The sequence below is a fragment of the Brevibacterium sediminis genome (assembly GCF_024895295.1).
GTDB lineage: Bacteria > Actinomycetota > Actinomycetes > Actinomycetales > Brevibacteriaceae > Brevibacterium > Brevibacterium sediminis.
In genome coordinates this window covers 105,964-122,437 of sequence record NZ_JAHQRN010000001.1, presented here as the reverse complement: position 1 = coordinate 122,437, position 16,474 = coordinate 105,964, and the positions used below count along the sequence as shown (strand labels likewise).

Annotated in this window: 12 protein-coding genes; 10 read left to right on the top strand and 2 right to left on the bottom strand. The window is 63.6% G+C overall.

Going from position 1 to position 16,474, the window contains the following annotated elements; genetic code table 11:
• The first annotated feature begins 98 nt into the window (after positions 1-98).
• The gene (locus KTJ89_RS00535) at positions 99-1,049 is read left to right on the top strand and encodes a VOC family protein (RefSeq protein ID WP_259356581.1); all 951 of its coding nucleotides are present in this window, start codon (positions 99-101) and stop codon (positions 1,047-1,049) included.
• Positions 1,050-1,141: 92 nt separating this feature from the next.
• On the opposite strand, the gene KTJ89_RS00530 is transcribed toward KTJ89_RS00535, so the two are convergent.
• Entirely contained in the window at positions 1,142-3,259 is a 2,118-nt protein-coding gene (locus KTJ89_RS00530; protein WP_374990242.1) for a heavy metal translocating P-type ATPase, read from the bottom strand.
• Between the two features lie 145 nt (positions 3,260-3,404).
• On the opposite strand from KTJ89_RS00530, the gene KTJ89_RS00525 reads away from it, so the two are divergent.
• From KTJ89_RS00525 to KTJ89_RS00485, 9 genes are all read left to right on the top strand, one after another.
• On the top strand, positions 3,405-4,466 hold the full coding sequence (locus KTJ89_RS00525; RefSeq protein WP_259356580.1) for a 2,3-butanediol dehydrogenase: 1,062 nt from the start codon (positions 3,405-3,407) through the stop codon (positions 4,464-4,466).
• Between the two features lie 217 nt (positions 4,467-4,683).
• Positions 4,684-6,129 (top strand): GntP family permease, encoded by a 1,446-nt coding sequence (locus KTJ89_RS00520; RefSeq protein ID WP_172168718.1) that lies wholly within the window; start codon positions 4,684-4,686, stop codon positions 6,127-6,129.
• Positions 6,126-7,532, top strand: a complete 1,407-nt coding sequence (locus KTJ89_RS00515) for a four-carbon acid sugar kinase family protein (RefSeq protein ID WP_259356579.1) — start codon at positions 6,126-6,128, stop codon at positions 7,530-7,532. The genes KTJ89_RS00520 and KTJ89_RS00515 overlap by 4 nt, the downstream gene beginning before the upstream one ends.
• A 65-nt stretch (positions 7,533-7,597) precedes the next feature.
• On the top strand, positions 7,598-8,644 hold the full coding sequence (pdxA, locus tag KTJ89_RS00510) for a 4-hydroxythreonine-4-phosphate dehydrogenase PdxA (RefSeq protein ID WP_259356578.1): 1,047 nt from the start codon (positions 7,598-7,600) through the stop codon (positions 8,642-8,644).
• Positions 8,645-8,710: 66 nt separating this feature from the next.
• Positions 8,711-9,436 (top strand): DeoR/GlpR family DNA-binding transcription regulator, encoded by a 726-nt coding sequence (locus KTJ89_RS00505; protein ID WP_139469611.1) that lies wholly within the window; start codon positions 8,711-8,713, stop codon positions 9,434-9,436.
• Between the two features lie 162 nt (positions 9,437-9,598).
• A complete protein-coding gene (locus tag KTJ89_RS00500; RefSeq protein ID WP_229663875.1) occupies positions 9,599-11,056 on the top strand; it encodes an amino acid permease in 1,458 nt (485 codons plus the stop codon).
• Positions 11,057-11,408: 352 nt separating this feature from the next.
• Complete coding sequence (locus KTJ89_RS00495) at positions 11,409-12,254, top strand: transporter substrate-binding domain-containing protein (protein ID WP_139469612.1); 846 nt, start codon at positions 11,409-11,411, stop codon at positions 12,252-12,254.
• Between the two features lie 302 nt (positions 12,255-12,556).
• The gene (locus tag KTJ89_RS00490; protein ID WP_139469613.1) at positions 12,557-13,939 is read left to right on the top strand and encodes an MFS transporter; all 1,383 of its coding nucleotides are present in this window, start codon (positions 12,557-12,559) and stop codon (positions 13,937-13,939) included.
• A gap of 131 nt (positions 13,940-14,070) precedes the next feature.
• Complete coding sequence (locus KTJ89_RS00485; protein ID WP_259356577.1) at positions 14,071-15,687, top strand: nuclease-related domain-containing DEAD/DEAH box helicase; 1,617 nt, start codon at positions 14,071-14,073, stop codon at positions 15,685-15,687.
• A gap of 42 nt (positions 15,688-15,729) precedes the next feature.
• Here the strand turns inward: KTJ89_RS00485 and KTJ89_RS00480 are convergent, their stop codons facing one another.
• A complete protein-coding gene (locus KTJ89_RS00480; RefSeq protein WP_139469615.1) occupies positions 15,730-16,374 on the bottom strand; it encodes a TetR/AcrR family transcriptional regulator in 645 nt (214 codons plus the stop codon).
• Positions 16,375-16,474: the final 100 nt, after the last annotated feature.

Sequence of the window (16,474 nt, the reverse complement as noted above, 5' to 3'; positions counted from 1 at the left end):
TCCGACCTCCCGGAATAAGAACTACGGCATTATTGTTGAATGTTCAACTAAATAGATCTACACTGGATCTATCAGCACACCGTGTTCAGGAGAACCGCATGACCGTCACCGACACCCCCACTGCTACGACCGCCTCACCGGCCGCCAATGACACCACACTCAGCGCTGCCACCGGAATGGACGCTGTGACTTTGCGCGTCGGCGATCTCGAGAAGATGTCGAACTACTACTCGAACGCCCTCGCCATGGAGCCCCTCGAGGAGACCTCCCGCGACGGTGAGGTCCACCGCGTGCTCGGCCGCGGCACCACTCCCCTGGTCAAGCTCGTCGCAACCCCGGGCCTGCCCGGCGTCGACCCCAAGCAGGCCGGCTTGTTCCACACCGCGTTCCTGTTCGACACCAAGGAAGCCCTGGCAGCCACGGTCGCCCACGCCGCGCAGAACACCAACAGCACCTTCGTCGGCTCCAGCGATCACCTGGTTAGCCAGGCCTTCTACTTCACCGACCCCGAAGGCAACGGCATCGAGCTCTACATCGACCGAGCCCGCTCGGAATGGACTCACTCACTCGACGGTGAGGTCCAGATGGATACGCTCTACCTCGATCCGAACCGCTTCCTCGAACGCCACCTCAACCATGACGTCCTCGCGAACACTGCCGCCGAACCCGGCATCGTCGGCCACGTCCACCTGCAGGTCGGCAATATCCCGCAGGCCCGCGAGTTCTACGTCGACGCCCTCGGCTTCGAACCCTCACTGTCGTCGATGCCCGGAGTCCTCTTCGCAGCGGCCGGCGGCTACCACCACCACGTGGCCATGAACACCTGGAACAGCCGCGGTGCCGGCCCCCGGGCGGCCAGCCTCGGCCTCGGGGATGTGGCGATCACCGTTCCCGGGCGCGAGGATCTCGATGCCCTGGTCGCGCGTCTGCGTGCGCACAGCCTCGATTTCGCCGATGACGGACGTTCGGTGCGAGTCGTCGACCCGTGGGGCACGCAGGTCACTCTGGCCACCGGAACCAGCTCCATCGACGAGACGCTGGCACGCTGACACTCCGCCGGTGCGAAGAGCTCCGCCGGTCAGAACACGCTGAGGCGGGTGATGCTCAACGGCATCACCCGCCTCAGTCGTCTCCGCCGAGATCAGCTCTTGAAATGCACTCGCTCGACAGCCGCCTGCGGATGAAGGTCGAGTCGACGCAGCAGCTGAGCGTTGAGGGCGACGACGATCGTCGAGATCGACATCAGGATCGCGCCCACGCTCATCGGCAGAACGAACCCGATGGGAGCGAGGATTCCTGCCGCCAACGGCACCGACAGCAGGTTGTATCCGGCCGCCCACCACAGGTTCTGCTTCATCTTCCGGTAAGCAGCGCGAGAGAGCTCGACGATCGAGAGCACTGAACGCGGATCGTCGGAGGCGAGGATGACTCCGGCAGAAGCGATGGCCACGTCGGTTCCCGCGCCGATGGCGATGCCGACATCGGCCTGCGCCAGAGCGGGCGCATCGTTGACCCCGTCACCGACCATCGCCACGCGACGCCCCTCCCCCTGCAGTTCGGAGACCTTCGCCGCCTTGTCAGCGGGATGGACTCCGGCAAAGACACGGTCGATGCCGAGCTCGGAGGCAACGGATTGCGCGACGGCCTCGGCGTCTCCGGTGATCATCACGACCTGCGCACCGATGGCATGGAGCGCATCGACGGCATCGCGCGATTCCGGGCGGATCTCATCGGCCAACCGCAGGGCACCGACAACGGCACCGTCGACGAGCACATGGAGGATGATGGCGCCTTCGGCCCTCCACGCTTCCGCGGCCTTCGCCTCGGGGGCATCGTGTGCCTCGAGCAGCCTGGGCCCACCGACCTCGACCGTCTCGCCTGCGATGACGGCTCTGACACCGACCGCAGGTGATGAGGAGAAGTCGGATGCTTTCGGCACCTCGATCCTTCGCTCAGCGGCTGCCTTGACGATGGCGGTGGCCAACGGGTGTTCGCTGTCGGCTTCGGCCGCGGCGGCCAGACCGAGCAATTCATCCTCGGTCCGTTTGGTCCCGGCGCTCGGCACAGCCTCGATGCCGGTGACTGTCGGCTCACCTTTCGTCAGTGTGCCGGTCTTGTCGAAGAGCACGGAATCGACCGTGCGCATCGTCTCGAGTGCGAGCCGGTCCTTGACGAGGACACCGGCACGGGCCGCGCGCTCGGTGGCGATGGAGACGACCAGAGGAATGGCCAGGCCCAGGGCGTGAGGACAGGCGATGACGAGCACGGTGATCGTGCGCACGACCGCCGAGTCAGGCATACCGATGAGCGACCAGACGACCGCGGTGATCACGGCAGCGCCGAGAGCGAACCAGAACAGCCAAGCCGAGGCCTTGTCGGCGATGCGCTGCGCACGCGACGAAGAGTTCTGAGCATCGGAGACCAGCTTCTGGATTCCCGCCAGCGTTGTGTCATCACCGATCGCGGTGATCTCGACCCGGAGCCCGGAATCCGTGGCGACGGTGCCAGCCACAACGGCAGCGCCTTCGCCCCGTCGGACCGTGGCGGACTCTCCGGTGACCATGGATTCGTCCATATGGGCCGATCCGTCGATGATCCGACCGTCGGCGGGAACCGAGGAACCGGGACGGATGAGGACGATGTCACCGACGACAAGCTCGCCCGGAGCGATGGCCACCGTCTCCCCATCGACGATCTTCTCCGCCTCATCGGGCAGCAGTGCGGCGAGACTGTCCAGCGCCGAGGTGGTCTGTGCCAGTGAGCGCATCTCCATCCAGTGACCGGCGAGCATGATCACGACCAACAGGGCCAGCTCCCACCAGAAGTCGAGCTGCGGGTCGAGCAGACCCAACGACGAGCCCCAGGAGGAGATGAAGGCGACCGTGATCGCCAAAGCGATGAGCAGCATCATGCCGGGGCTGCGCCCCTTGATCTCGTCGAGCCCGCCGGTCAGGAAGGGTTTGCCGCCCCAGACGTACATGACGGTGCCGAGAATCGGCGCGAGCCATCGGAGTGCACCGAGGATGCCGGTTTCGGGAACCTCATAGCCGACGAGGTGGCCGAACATTGGACTGAATGCGACGACGGGCACGGCGATGACGAGCATGATCCAGAACAGGCGGCGGAACTGCGCGACGTGATCGCCGTGACCCGCATGCCCTGCGTGCCCGCCGTGGCCCGAATGTCCGGAATGTCCCTCGTGACCAGAATGTCCCGGTTCATCGGGCCGCATATGCCGATGATTCTGCTGGTTGTCCATACCCCGAAGATATACCCCCTAGGGGTATAAATCAACGGTGAATCCCCTCACGTGCAATCCCATGCAACCCTGGCTCTCATGTCGCAGGCGCTCTAGCGTCGAAGAACGCCGAACGGCCCATATAGGCCTCACGAAAGGACTCAACATGAGAGCAGCACGGTTCCACGCACGCAAAGACATCCGGATCGACGATATTCCAGAGCCCGAACTGCTACCGGGCACAGTCGCCATCGACGTGGCATGGTGCGGGATCTGCGGAACCGATCTCCACGAATACCTCGAAGGGCCGATCTTCGTCCCACCGGCGGGCCACCCCCACCCGATCTCCGGCGAATCCGCGCCGGTGACTATGGGACATGAGTTCTCCGGCACGATCACCGAACTCGGTGACGGAGTCAGCGATCTGGAGGTCGGCCAGAACGTCGTCGTCGAGCCCTACATCATCGCCGACGACGTCGACACCGGCCCCGGCCAGAGCTATCAGCTGTCCGAGAATATGAACTTCATCGGTCTCGGCGGCCGCGGTGGCGGGCTATCGGAGAAGATCGTCGTCCAGCGTCGCTGGGTCCACCCCATTGGCGACATTCCACTCGATCAAGCTGCACTGATCGAACCGTTGTCAGTCGCGCACCACGCAGTTGTGCGATCTGATGCTGGAGCAGGCCAGATCGCCGTCGTCGGCGGCGCGGGCCCGATCGGCCTCCTCACCGCCGCCGTCCTCAAGGCCAAGGGGCTGACCGTCTACATTTCCGAACTCTCTGAGGCGCGGAAGGAGATGGCACTGTCGACTGGCGTTGCCGATGAAGTTCTCGATCCGCGAGATTCCAATGTCGCAGAGACCGTTCGCGAGCGCACGGATGGGCGAGGAGCCGACGTGGGATTCGAATGCTCGTCCGTTCCCGCGGTTCTGGACATGCTCATCGACGCCGTCCGTCCCGGCGGAGTCATCGTCAACGTCTCCATCTGGGGACATAAGCCCGAAGTCGACATGCCGAAACTGGTCCTCAAGGAGATCGACCTAAGGGGGACGATCGGCTACTCCGGTGACCATCCCGAGACGATCAGACTCGCCTCCAGCGGAACCATCGATCTTTCGGCATTCATCACCGCACGCATCGGCCTTGATGAGCTCATCTCGGGCGGCTTCGACGAACTCATCAACAACAACGAGCAACACGTGAAGATCATCGTCGACCCCCGTGGCTGATTGCCCAATCAGCAAGGTCCAATCCCACGAACCCGACGCAGTCTCGTTGGGCCACTCCGCATACATTGCATAAATGCGCAGTTATGACACATACTTGCTCATACTGTTCAACTTCGATGCTGATCGTCGACTGCCCAACGGGCATCGCACATCAGGTCGAAGCCAATGAGAACCACACGCCCTGGCTCCCTGAGCCGGCCTCACTGCGGAGGACCATATGGACCTGCAACTCATCCTGGCGCTGGTCGCCGGAATCGCGACGATCGTCGTCATCGTGCTCGCGACCCGGCTCGACGCCTTCATCGCCCTGCTCCTGGCAGCGGTCGTCACCGGCATCGTCGCCGGCCAGGACCTGCTCTCGATCGTCGACTCCATCACCACGGGCTTCGGCGACACCCTGGCCAGCATCGGCATCGTCATCGGACTCGGTGTCGGCATCGGCAAGATCCTCGAAGTCTCCGGTGCCGCCGACTCCCTTGCCCGCGCCTTCCTGCGCGCCTTCGGCAAAGGCCGTGAGCCCTGGGCAATGGGCACCGTCGGCTCCCTCGTCTCCATCCCCGTCTTCTGCGACTCCGGATACGTCATCATGAACCCGCTGGCCCGCTCGATCGCCCGCGTGAAGAAGGGCGGCTATGTCACCCTCGCCCTGGCTCTCGGCTGCGGAATGACGCTGACCCACCATATGGTGCCGCCGACGCCCGGTCCGCTGGCAGCCACCGGCATCCTCGGCGCCGATATCGGTGCAGTCATCCTCGCCGGTCTCGTGTTCACCGTCGTCCTTCTGCCCGTAGTCGTCGTCTACGCTCGCTGGATCGGACCGAAGCTCGAACCCGTCCTCAACGCCCAGGTCAAGCATGATGTCTACGCCGAGGCGGTCGCCGAAACCGCATCAGGTTCCGCCGGAGGCACCGTCCTCACCGCCGAAGGCGGAGACGCGACGGGACCCGATTCCGCTCCCGATTCGTCGAAGAAGCCGGGCGCCTTCCTCGGTTTCCTTCCGCTCATCGTCCCGCTCCTGCTCATCGTCGCCAACACCGTGAGCACCGCGATCGACAAGAACGCTCAGGGCGAACTTGCCGGAGACGCCTACGAGCCCTCCGCCTGGGTCGCACCTCTGGCCTTCCTCGGTAACCCCGTCGTCGCTCTGATCATCGGCCTCGTCCTCGCCGTCTACACGTTGCTGCCCCGCGTAACCCCACGCAACCAGGTGCAGAGTTGGCTGGCCGACGGCGCCGCCTCAGCCGGACTCATCCTGCTCATCACCGGCGCCGGGGGAAGCTTCGGACTGGTGCTGCGCGAGTCGGGCGTCGGTGATGCCCTCGCCGAGGCGATCGCCTCGATCAGCCTGCCGGCCCTCCTCGTCCCGTTCCTCATCGCCTCGCTCGTGCGTCTGGCTCAGGGATCGGGCACGGTCGCGATGATCACCGCCGCCTCGGTGACGGCTCCGCTCATCGCCCCGCTGGGACTCGACCCGCTGGTGGCCGTGATGGCCTGCACCGCCGGTTCGATGGTCTTCTCCTACTTCAACGACTCCTACTTCTGGGTCGTCACCCGGTTCACCGGCCTCGACGGAATCAATGCCATCAAGGGCTGGTCGGGAATCACCACCGCCGTGTGGATCTGTTCCCTTCCGCTGCTGTTCGTGCTCGACTTGGTCGTATGAGCGCCTCCCGAATGTCCGACTCCGAAACGACCGCAGCCGCCTCGGCCCAGGCGAGTCCGCGCATCCTCATCGTCGCCGACGACCTCACCGGCGGAAATGCGTGCGGAGCCCTGTTCGCCGAGGCGGGGCTGCGGACGATCACCGTCACCGATACCAGGCCGGCCGGCAACCTCGACATCAGCGGACTGCTCGATGACTTCGACGCGGTCGTCGTCAACACCGACTCCCGGCACCTGCCCGCACGGCAGGCAAGTGAGCTCTACACCGAGCTCATCGAAACCGCCGGGGCTGTCGACCTCGTAGCATGCCGAATCGACACCACCCTGCGCGGCAACGTCGGACCCGCCGCGGCCGCCGCCATCTCGGCCCGCAGACGATCTCTCGCCGCGACCCACGGGCCACGCCACCGCGTACTGGGCCTGTGCGTGCCGGCGTTCCCTGCCGCAGGCAGAACCACCGTGCAGGGGCGACAGCTGCTGGGCGGCCGACTGCTCGAACACACCGAGCTCGCCCATGACGTCCGCTCCCCCATGCGCACCTCCGTCATCGAGGACATCCTTGCCGCCGGCACGGATCTCAACAGCCGCCTCATCGATATCGCCACGGTGCTGGCCGGTCGGGATGCCGTACGCACCGCCGTACTCGACGCCATCGGCGAAGGAACGGACGTGCTCATCGCCGATGCCCTGACCACCGACCACATCGACCTCGTCGGGTCCGTCATGGCTGAGATCAGCCACGAGCTCGCCGAGGCGGCTTCCCCCGACATCCGCGACCGGGCAGGTCTGGCCGACGGTGAGCGGTTGGACTGGGTGACCATCGACCCCGGGCCCGGCAGCCTCGCCCTGGCTCAGTCTCGGCTGCCGACTCGCGCCGACGGCATTCTGCTCGGCATTTCGGGATCGGCCACTGAGGTCACCCGTGCACAGCTTGCAGCAGTGGCCGAGGACCCCACGATCACGGTCCTGCGTGCACCTTTGGACGACGCGGGACTGCCCGATGTCGAGGCCGCACTCGGCCTCATCGATCGGACCGCCTCGGCGCGGGCGATCATCATCGCCACCGTCCTCGAGACCAGCGACCTGCGCGAACTCACCGACGCTGAATCCGAAGAGACGACACGGCGGCTGGCACTGATCGCCTCGGCGGTCATGTCCGCCATCCCGGTCTCCGGCCTCTACACCACCGGCGGGGACGTCACTGCCACGGTGATGCGCGAGCTCGGTGCAATGGGGATGGAGATCGACAAGGAGATCGTGCCTCTGGCCGTGGGCGGTCGCCTCGTCGGCGGAAGCGCCGACGGACTGCCGATCGTCACGAAGGGCGGGCTCATCGGTGACCCCGGCACCGCCGTCGACTGCCTCGAATTCCTGTCGACGACTGCCCGCGTCAGGCGAGACTGAATCGTGCACGACGACCCCAACGCCCCACCCACCGACATTCATCCGAACCACCTGAGGAGACAGAAATGACAGCACCAGCACTCGCCGTGACCGTGGGTGACCCGGTCGGAATCGGACCGGAGATCACCGCCACGGTGCTTGCGGAGTTCGCCGGCAGAGACGATCAGCATGGAATCGCTGTGGCGGATCTGGCCGTGATGAAACGTGCCGTCGACGTCCTCGGACTCGACGTCGAACTGCGCTCCATCTCCGACTGGTCGACCCCGTCAGCCGGTGAAGGCGTCATCGACGTCTTCGATATCGGCGTCCTCGGCGATGACCTTCCCGACTGGGGAATCGTCGATGCCCGCGCCGGCAAGGCTTCGGTGGCCGCGATCGAGCTCGCCACCAAGGCGGCCATGGATCAGCAGATCGCCGGCATCGTCACCGGCCCCATCAACAAGGAAGCCGTATGGAAGTCCGGTTCGCAGCACCTCGGGCACACCGAGATGCTCGGTGAGCTGACCGGAGTGACGAAGCAGGACACGATGTTCGTCGTGGAGAACACGAAGGTCCCCGACCACAAACTCCAGATCTTCTTCGCCACCCGCCACATGTCCCTGCGCAAGGCTCTCGACGCTCTGACCGTGGACACTCAGGTCGACTCCATCGAACGCGCCCATCGTGCCCTCCAGCTCTACGGCGTCACCTCGCCGAGACTGGCCGTCGCTGCTCTCAACCCCCACGGTGGCGAGAACGGCGCCTTCGGCGACGAGGAGATCGAGATCCTCCGCCCGGCCGTGGAGAAGGTCAACGCAGGTGGCGCCTTCGAAGTCGCCGGACCGATCCCGGCCGATTCTGTCTTCCACCAGGGGCTGACCGGCCGCTATGACGGAATCCTCTCTCAGTACCACGATCAGGGGCACATCGCATCGAAGACCTTCGACTTCGACGGCACCATCTCGGTCACCGTCGGATTGCCGATCCTGCGCACGTCGGTCGATCACGGAACCGCCTTCGACATCGCCGGTCAAGGAATCGCCGATGCGGGCACCATGCGCTCGGCCTACCGCGCGGCCATCGGCTACGCTCCGTTCGTCGACGGCATCCGCGCGGAGTACCTGCCGCAGTAGGCTGAGTCGTATCTCCGGCCGCGGCGTCGCTGCGGCCGGATCACTGCCGAATGAGAGGGAGAACAGATGGCGATCCGCTCAGGGACTCAGCGCCGCCGCGAAGCCATTCTCGGCCTGCTCAAAACCGGCTCGTGGAGCATACCTCGCCTGGCCGAGGCTCTCGAGACCTCGGAATCGACGATCCGCCGCGACCTGCGTGAGTTGGCCGCAGACGGCGAGATCATCCGCACCATCGGCGGAGCCGCAGCCGCCGGCTATGTCGAACCGCCTTTGGGCGAGCGCATGGAGCAGCAGGCGGAGGCGAAGGACACGATCGCCGCACGAGCGCTCGAACGACTCGACGACGCCCGAGTGCGCACCGTCTTCCTCGACGCGGGTTCGACGACCGTGCGTTTGGCCGAGCGGATCAGGGACCGCAAAGAGCTCACCGTGTTCACTCGCGGTCTCGAGATCGCGCTGGCCTTGGCTCATCCCGCCGGCCCCACAGTGATCATGGTCGGCGGCGAGGTCTCGACACTGTCGCACGGCACCACCGGCGCGCTGTCCGATCATGCGCTGTCGCGCATCCATGTCGACATTGCATTCCTCGGTGCCGATGCCGTGGATCCGGCACAGGGCCTCGGCGAACCGAGTCTCGACGAAGCACGCACGAAAGAGCTCATCGCCGAGCGGGCCGGAGCAGTCGTCGTCCTCGCCGACAGCTCGAAAGCCGGCCGCGATGTCGCCGCATGGGCACCGATGCCGCCCGGCTGGACGTGGATCGACGAGCACGCGTCCCACCGGCACGATTGACAATACTGCGCTGACAACTCCATTCGCCGACCACCGTGTGATCGACGACATCTGATTCTCGCGACTTCTGTGTAGAATCCCGGAGGCAGTTTCAACAGTGACTGCCTGGAGGCTCGGCATTCGTGCGAAATCCGAGCCCTGGTCTCACAAGGAGAAAGCTCTATGAGCGAACCCCACAACTCGGGTGCTGACACTGACAACGCCGCTGGGGGCGGCAAGCTGCGCAACCGGCACATCACCATGATCACGCTCGGCGGCATCATCGGTGCAAGCCTCTTCGTCGGATCCGGAAACGTCATCCGCTCGACTGGACCGGCTGCCATCCTCTCCTATCTCATCGGCGGACTTCTCGTCTTCCTCGCCATGCGGATGCTCGGTGAGATGTCGGCGCGACGACCTGCCGTCGGCTCCTTTATGGAGTACGCGAACGAGTCCTTGGGCGGGTGGGCCGCCTACCTCGTCGGCTGGCTGTATTGGTACTTCTGGGTCGGCGTCATCGCCTATGAAGCGGTCGTCGGCGGCGGAATCATGTCAGGCTGGTTCCCCGCGATTCCCACCTGGCTCTGGTCCCTCCTCCTCGTCATCGTCTTCATCGGCACGAACGTCCTCTCGGTCCGCGTCTTCGGTGAGGTCGAGTTCTGGCTCGCGAGCATCAAGGTCATCACGATCGTCGTCTTCCTCATCGTCGGTGCACTCTTCGTGTTCGGCGCCTGGCCCAACGCGACGAATTCCGTATCCAACCTGTGGGACCACGGCGGTTTCATGCCCATGGGCTTCAGTGCCGTGATGATCGGCGTGGCCACCGTCATCTTCAGCTACTTCGGCACCGAGATCGCTGTCATGGCATCGGCCGAGTCGGTCGATCCGGCTCGCGGCATCAACCAGGCCACTCGGACCGTCATCTGGCGGATCATGTTGTTCTTCGTCGGCGGCGTGCTCATCATCGTCACCGCGGTTCCCTGGGATGAGCTGCCCGATCCCGATACGATCGCTCCGTTCGCTCATGTCTACGGTCTCTTCGGTCTGCCGGGCGCCTCGGCGATCATGACGATCGTCCTCTTCACCGCCGTCATCTCGGTGCTCAACTCCGGCCTCTATTCGGCCTCCCGCATGTTCGCTTCCCTGGCCGACAAAGGGTATGCGCCCGCGCTCATCCGCAAGCGCTCGAAGACGAACGTCCCAGTGGCCGCTCTCATCGCTTCGAGCCTCGGTGCACTGGCGGCAGTTGTCGCCAACTTCACCGTCCCGGCATCAGGGATCTTCGACTTCATCATGAACTCCGGCGGTCTCGTAGCCCTCTTCGTCTATGTCTTCATCGCCCTCGCCCAGTGGCGCATGCGTCTCAAACTCAGCCCAGCCGAGCGAGAAGCTCTGACCTTGAAGTCGTGGCTGACGCCGATCCTCAACATCTTCCTCATCATCGTCGTCATCGGCGTCGTCGTCATCATGCTCCTCAGCGAAGACGGCCGCGCGCAGGTGTGGACGAGTCTCGTCGCCACTGCGGTGCTCTTCGCCGTGTGGCCGTTGGTCAAGCGGCGTCTCAACGCTCGCGGGATCGATACGTCTCCGGCGATGGATCAGCGTGCAGCAGCCGCGGCGAAGGAATCTGCGGCGTCCTGATCCAGCACCCCGGCTCGGACATCTGAGTCGCTCGGCCAGAGCCGATTGAGCGGAGGGACCGTGCATATGCGCGGTCCCTCCACTCATTCATCTGATCTCGACGTTTTCGATCCGATCTACGGCGCTCGGCGCAAGAACGAGGGTATCGTCCACCGGATGAGCCGGTGCAGGTGCCGTCGGCCGTCGGCTATGGGCACCGGCATCGGCGGAGGTGGGAACTGCCATGCGGATGAGATCGGTCGCCTTCCTGACCGCAGATAGACTAACCCGTCTCCCCGATGCATCGAGCTAGACTCTAATCACGCACGATCCTGCGAACCGACGCGCCCGCCTCACCTAGGACATCGAAGTCATGCAGTTCACAAGCAAATTCGCTCCCACCATCGCTGGAGTCTGTGCGATCTCTCTTGCACTTGCCGGGTGTACGTCAACCGGCGATTCCGATCAGAATGCTGCCGAAGGTCCGAAGCCGACAGAGTCGCACGGATCTTCCCCGACATTGAGCCGAATCGAATCGTCGGGAGTCGTGAAGATCTGTACTACCGGGGACTACCGTCCTTTCACCTATTTCGACCCGAAGGCAAAGGAATGGTCGGGCATTGACGTCGACATGGGTCGCACTTTCGCCGACGACCTCGACGCGAAACCAGAATTCGTCAGAATCGACTGGGACGAATTCCCATCTAAGATTCGAAAAGGCGCGTGCGACATAGGCATGGGAGGGCTCTCTATCACCACAGAGCGGGCCGCACAACTGTATATGTCGGATCCGACCACGCAGGACGGTAAGACTCCCATCACCCAGTGTGGGAAGGTGGACAAGTACGACTCGATTGACAAGATCAACGATGACGATGTTGAAGTCATCACGCCAAAAGGTGGCACCAACGAAGAGTTCGCCGCGGAGCACTTTCCCGAGGCCAAGGTCATCAAATGGGACGACAACAATACGATCTTCGACCAGATCATCAAAGGCAAGGCCGATGTCATGGTGACCGACGCACCAGAGACCAAGTGGGTAGCCCATGAAGAACCGGAACTCTGCGCCGTCAACCCGGACAAACCCTTGAACTTCAGCGAACAGGGCTATGCAATACGTTCAGGCGACGACCAGATGCTTGAATACCTCAACACTTGGCTGCGCATCACCCAGCACGACGGCACCTATGCCGGGGCCGAGAAGAAATGGTTCGGATAGCTCGAAAGAGAAGACTACTCTTTTCGCTTGCACAGACAAATTCGGTCATTGATTGAGTTTTCTGTCAACCCGATTGCCATAACGATAACTTCACTGTTCCCTGTGAAGACGACTTGCCGCGCCGATATTGGCGACGCAGAACGTTCCTCCAGGTCAGGTGCACCAAAACCGAATATTCTCCTAATGACACGCCGATGATTTGACAGGATTCTTCGATTGAGAAGCTGAGCACAGGCTCGTAACGTGGCTTCGGTTCGAAAGAAGGATCACTTCGACTGTGATCCGAATGACTGGAGGAATTCATGAGCATCCCCGATACCTCAGGATCCGCATCACCTGCTTCCCCGCCCGAACCCGATCTCAAGACGGTCCGCAAGGCCGTCGCCGCCTCCGCCCTGGGCAATGCGACGGAGTGGTTCGACTACGGTCTTTACGCCGTCTCAGTCACCTATCTCGCTCAGCACTTCTTCCCCGGCGAGCATGCTCAGCTGATGGCGCTGCTGACATTCGCCGTGTCCTTCATCTTCCGCCCTCTCGGCGGAATCATCTGGGGCCCGATGGGTGATCGCCTCGGCCGCAAACGCGTACTGGCGCTGACGATTCTGCTCATGGCCGGTTCCACCTTCTGCATCGCGCTGCTGCCGTCCTACGCCACGATCGGCGTCGCCGCACCCATCATCCTCGTTCTGCTCCGCGTCATCCAGGGCTTCTCCTCAGGCGGTGAGTATGGTGGTGCCGCCACTTTCATGGCCGAATACGCCCCGGACAACCGGCGCGGATTCTTCGGCAGCTTCCTCGAATTCGGCACTCTGGCCGGAATGGCGGCCGGTTCGCTGTTCGTCCTCCTTCTGCAGCTCGGACTCGGCGAACAGACGATGACGGACTGGGCATGGCGGATTCCGTTCGTCTTCGCCGGTGTTCTAGGCGTCGTCGGCCTGTACCTGCGCTCGCAGCTCGACGAGTCGCCCGTCTATGAGGAACTTGATAGTGGCGACAACGACAAGACGGTCAAGGAAGTCTTCGCGACCCTGTTCGCGAATTACAAGAAGCAGCTGCTCGTCCTCGGTGGCATGGTCGTCGCGGTCAACGTGGTCAATTACACGCTGCTGTCCTACATGCCCACGTACCTGCAGGATCCCGTCGGCATGAGCGCGAACGCCTCGCTGACCGTGATGTTCCTTGCGCAGGCGTTCATGATGATCCTCATCCCGTTCGGAGGAATGCTTTCGGACAAGGTCGGGCGCAAGCCGGTCTGGTACTTCTCTCTCATCGGACTCTTCGTCGCGGCGATTCCGATGTTCATGCTCATGGCCAACGGCTTCGTGTGGGCACTCATCGGACTGGCCGTCCTCGGTGTCCTCTACATCCCGCAGATCTCGACCATCTCGGCGACCTTCCCAGCGATGTTCCCCGGACCTGTGCGCTTCGCAGGCTTCGCGATCGCCTACAACGTCTCCACCGCACTGTTCGGCGGCACCGCGCCCTCGATCAGCGATGGACTCATCGGCGCAACGGGAAACACCATCATTCCCGCCTACCTCGTCATGGCTGCATGCGCGATCGGTCTGATTGCCACGATCTTCATGAAGGAGACGAACGGTGCCTCGTTGCGCGGCTGCGGCCTCCCTGAGACCGGCGCGGACGTCATCCTCGACGAATCGGAGCTCGTCAACGACGCGAAATGATCGTCCCGGCCTCTCGTGACCGGGGCTGAGTGACGCGTCACCTCCGACGGAGCAGACCGGCGGCACCGCAACGGAACTTCCGTTGCAGTGTCGCCGGTCTTCTGCGACCGAGTCTGGGTTAGTCTCGGATCATGGTCACGTTGATTCCCGAACAGCCAGATTTCAATGGGTCCACGGCCGAGGAGCTCGTGTGGAATGCTCTGTGCCGGCAGCTGCCCGATGCAGCGGCTATCATCCATGGTCAACGACTGACCGGCGATGACAAGGATGTCGAGATCGATTTCCTCATCCTGTGGCCGGGCGCCGGCATCGCCGTCGTCGAGGTCAAAGGCGGACGCGTCGACGTCGTCGACGGCGCTTGGTTCACCTCCGGCGCCCAGGGAAAGCGAAACCGACTGCCCACCTCTCCCCTCGAGCAGGCGATGATCGCCAAGCACACCCTCGTGGACTATCTGCGCCCGCGGCTCTCCCGCCTCCCCGGACCGATCAGCCACCTTGCGGTCCTCCCCTACACGGAACTGCCGAGCGACTGGGACCAGCCGGACGCGCCGAGGCGTCAGCTCGTCGACGGCACCGAGATCGGTTCCCTGGCATCGAAGATCGCCACTCAGCTGCGCTTCGACTTCGACCCCGAACGCCACGACCTCACGGCCGGCCACGAGTTCGTGCTGAAGAACCTCCGCAGGACAAACCAGGCGGTGGAGAATCTCAAGCTCAGAGCCTCCGAAATCTCTGACCGAGCCGATGCCCTCAGCCGTGAGCAGGCGAAGCTCATCCGCATCCTCCGCCACCAGAATCGTGCCGAGATCAGCGGCGGTGCAGGATCGGGCAAGACCTATCTGGCCCTGCTCAAGGCCAGAGCGTTGACGCAGGAGGGGAAGAAGGTCGCCCTCATGTGCTATTCCCGCGGGCTCGGCCGCTTCCTCCAGCTCTTCACCGCACAATGGCCCGAAGTCGACCGGCCCGCGTTCGTTGGGCTCTTCCACGACCTGCCCATCAGCTGGGGTGCGCCCACCGGCAGCGACGACGACTCGGAGTACTGGGAACAGCGACTGCCCACGATGCTCAAGGAACTCGCCGACGAGCGTCCGCGCAAGAGCCTCTTCGACGCCATCGTCATCGACGAAGGCCAGGACTTCAGCCTGCTGTGGTGGGAAGCCGTCCAATCCTGCCTGCGCAATCAGCTTGCCGACACCCTCTACGTCTTCACCGATGAGCGCCAACGGATCTTCGACCGTCACGGCGCATCACCGATCACGATGAACCCCATCCAGCTCGACGAGAATCTGCGCAACTCATCCCAGATCGTCGCCGGAATCGCCGACCTCGCGTTGGAACCGCCGATCGCACGCAACGGACCCGGCGACGAAATCGAGTGGATCGACGTCGGCCTCGAGGATGCCGTAGCCGAAGCGGATGGGCAGGTCGAAGCACTCATGGATGCCGGGTGGAACGCCGGCCAGGTCGCGCTGCTGACCACCGGATCCAGGCATCCGGAGCAGAAGAACATCGTGGAGAGCGAAGGGATCGCAGCCTACTGGGATCAGTTCTTCGCTGAAGAGGACGTCTTCTACGGGCATGTGCTCGGTTTCAAAGGACTCGAAAGGCCCGCCGTGGTGCTCTGCCTCAACGGGTTCAGAGACCCCCAGCGAGCCATCGACATGCTCTACGTCGGTATGTCGAGAGCGACGACGAAGCTCATCGTCGTCGGTGACCTGACCATCTTCGACGAGATCTACGGGAACTGATCGCTCAGGTTCTCACCGGGTTTCGTCGGTGGGTCTGCGATGTCAGTCCGGCGCCGCACCCAAGAGCAGGGTTCGCGCGGTCCGCTGCCAGGTGGTGAGCATCGGCTCCCGATGCGGGTCACGTCGGGAAAACATGTAGGTCACGGCCATTCCGCGCATGCTCGCGAAGATCATCGTGAAGACCTCATCGAACTCCGGGTTCCGCGTGACCGCCGGTCCGAAGAGCTCGCGGGCATTGTCCCTGACGCGGTCGAGGACGATCCTCTCGTGCTCACGGACGTTCCCGGCCAGTTCGTCGTCGGTGCGCGAAGCCGTCCACAGTTCGAGGGCAGAGAAGAAGCTGCCGTGCATCAGCCCCGTCCACAGGGTCCGAATCGCCCAATCGCTTCTGGCCTCGGCGTCGGCGGCGTCGGGTCGTTCCGTTTCCAGTATCCGACCGAATTCGTCGTCCTGGTCCTCCAGCCGTCGGCTGAGTCTCTGTTCGCCGAGGCGGCTGACTGCGGCCGTGAGCAGATCCTGCTTTGAGGGAAAGTGGTGGAGCAGACGCCCCCTAGTCACCCCCGCGATCGATTGGACTCTCACCGTCGTCGTCGCCGCATATCCTTCGCGCAGCAGGCATTCGATCGTGGCATCGAGGATGAGGTCGCGTGAGCGCGCAGTGCGTTCGGCCTGGTTGCCGGCATCCATCGCATCCCCTTCTGCCGTGTTCCGTTCTGGAGCTGTTCGACACCGCAGAACTGCGGTCGAAACGGGCTGCTTCCGACTATCTCACAGATCCAGTCTGTAT

Bases quoted from the DNA above. Each gene is read 5' to 3' on its own strand.
- KTJ89_RS00515 (WP_259356579.1), top strand. From the start codon at position 6,126: ATGAGCGCCTCCCGAATGTCCGACTCCGAAACGACCGCAGCCGCCTCG.
- KTJ89_RS00520 (WP_172168718.1), top strand. From the start codon at position 4,684: ATGGACCTGCAACTCATCCTGGCGCTGGTCGCCGGAATCGCGACGATC.
- KTJ89_RS00535 (WP_259356581.1), top strand. From the start codon at position 99: ATGACCGTCACCGACACCCCCACTGCTACGACCGCCTCACCGGCCGCC.
- KTJ89_RS00505 (WP_139469611.1), top strand. From the start codon at position 8,711: ATGGCGATCCGCTCAGGGACTCAGCGCCGCCGCGAAGCCATTCTCGGC.
- KTJ89_RS00530 (WP_374990242.1), bottom strand. From the start codon at position 3,259: ATGGACAACCAGCAGAATCATCGGCATATGCGGCCCGATGAACCGGGA.
- KTJ89_RS00485 (WP_259356577.1), top strand. From the start codon at position 14,071: ATGGTCACGTTGATTCCCGAACAGCCAGATTTCAATGGGTCCACGGCC.
- KTJ89_RS00500 (WP_229663875.1), top strand. From the start codon at position 9,599: ATGAGCGAACCCCACAACTCGGGTGCTGACACTGACAACGCCGCTGGG.
- KTJ89_RS00480 (WP_139469615.1), bottom strand. From the start codon at position 16,374: ATGGATGCCGGCAACCAGGCCGAACGCACTGCGCGCTCACGCGACCTC.
- KTJ89_RS00525 (WP_259356580.1), top strand. From the start codon at position 3,405: ATGAGAGCAGCACGGTTCCACGCACGCAAAGACATCCGGATCGACGAT.
- pdxA (WP_259356578.1), top strand. From the start codon at position 7,598: ATGACAGCACCAGCACTCGCCGTGACCGTGGGTGACCCGGTCGGAATC.
- KTJ89_RS00490 (WP_139469613.1), top strand. From the start codon at position 12,557: ATGAGCATCCCCGATACCTCAGGATCCGCATCACCTGCTTCCCCGCCC.
- KTJ89_RS00495 (WP_139469612.1), top strand. From the start codon at position 11,409: ATGCAGTTCACAAGCAAATTCGCTCCCACCATCGCTGGAGTCTGTGCG.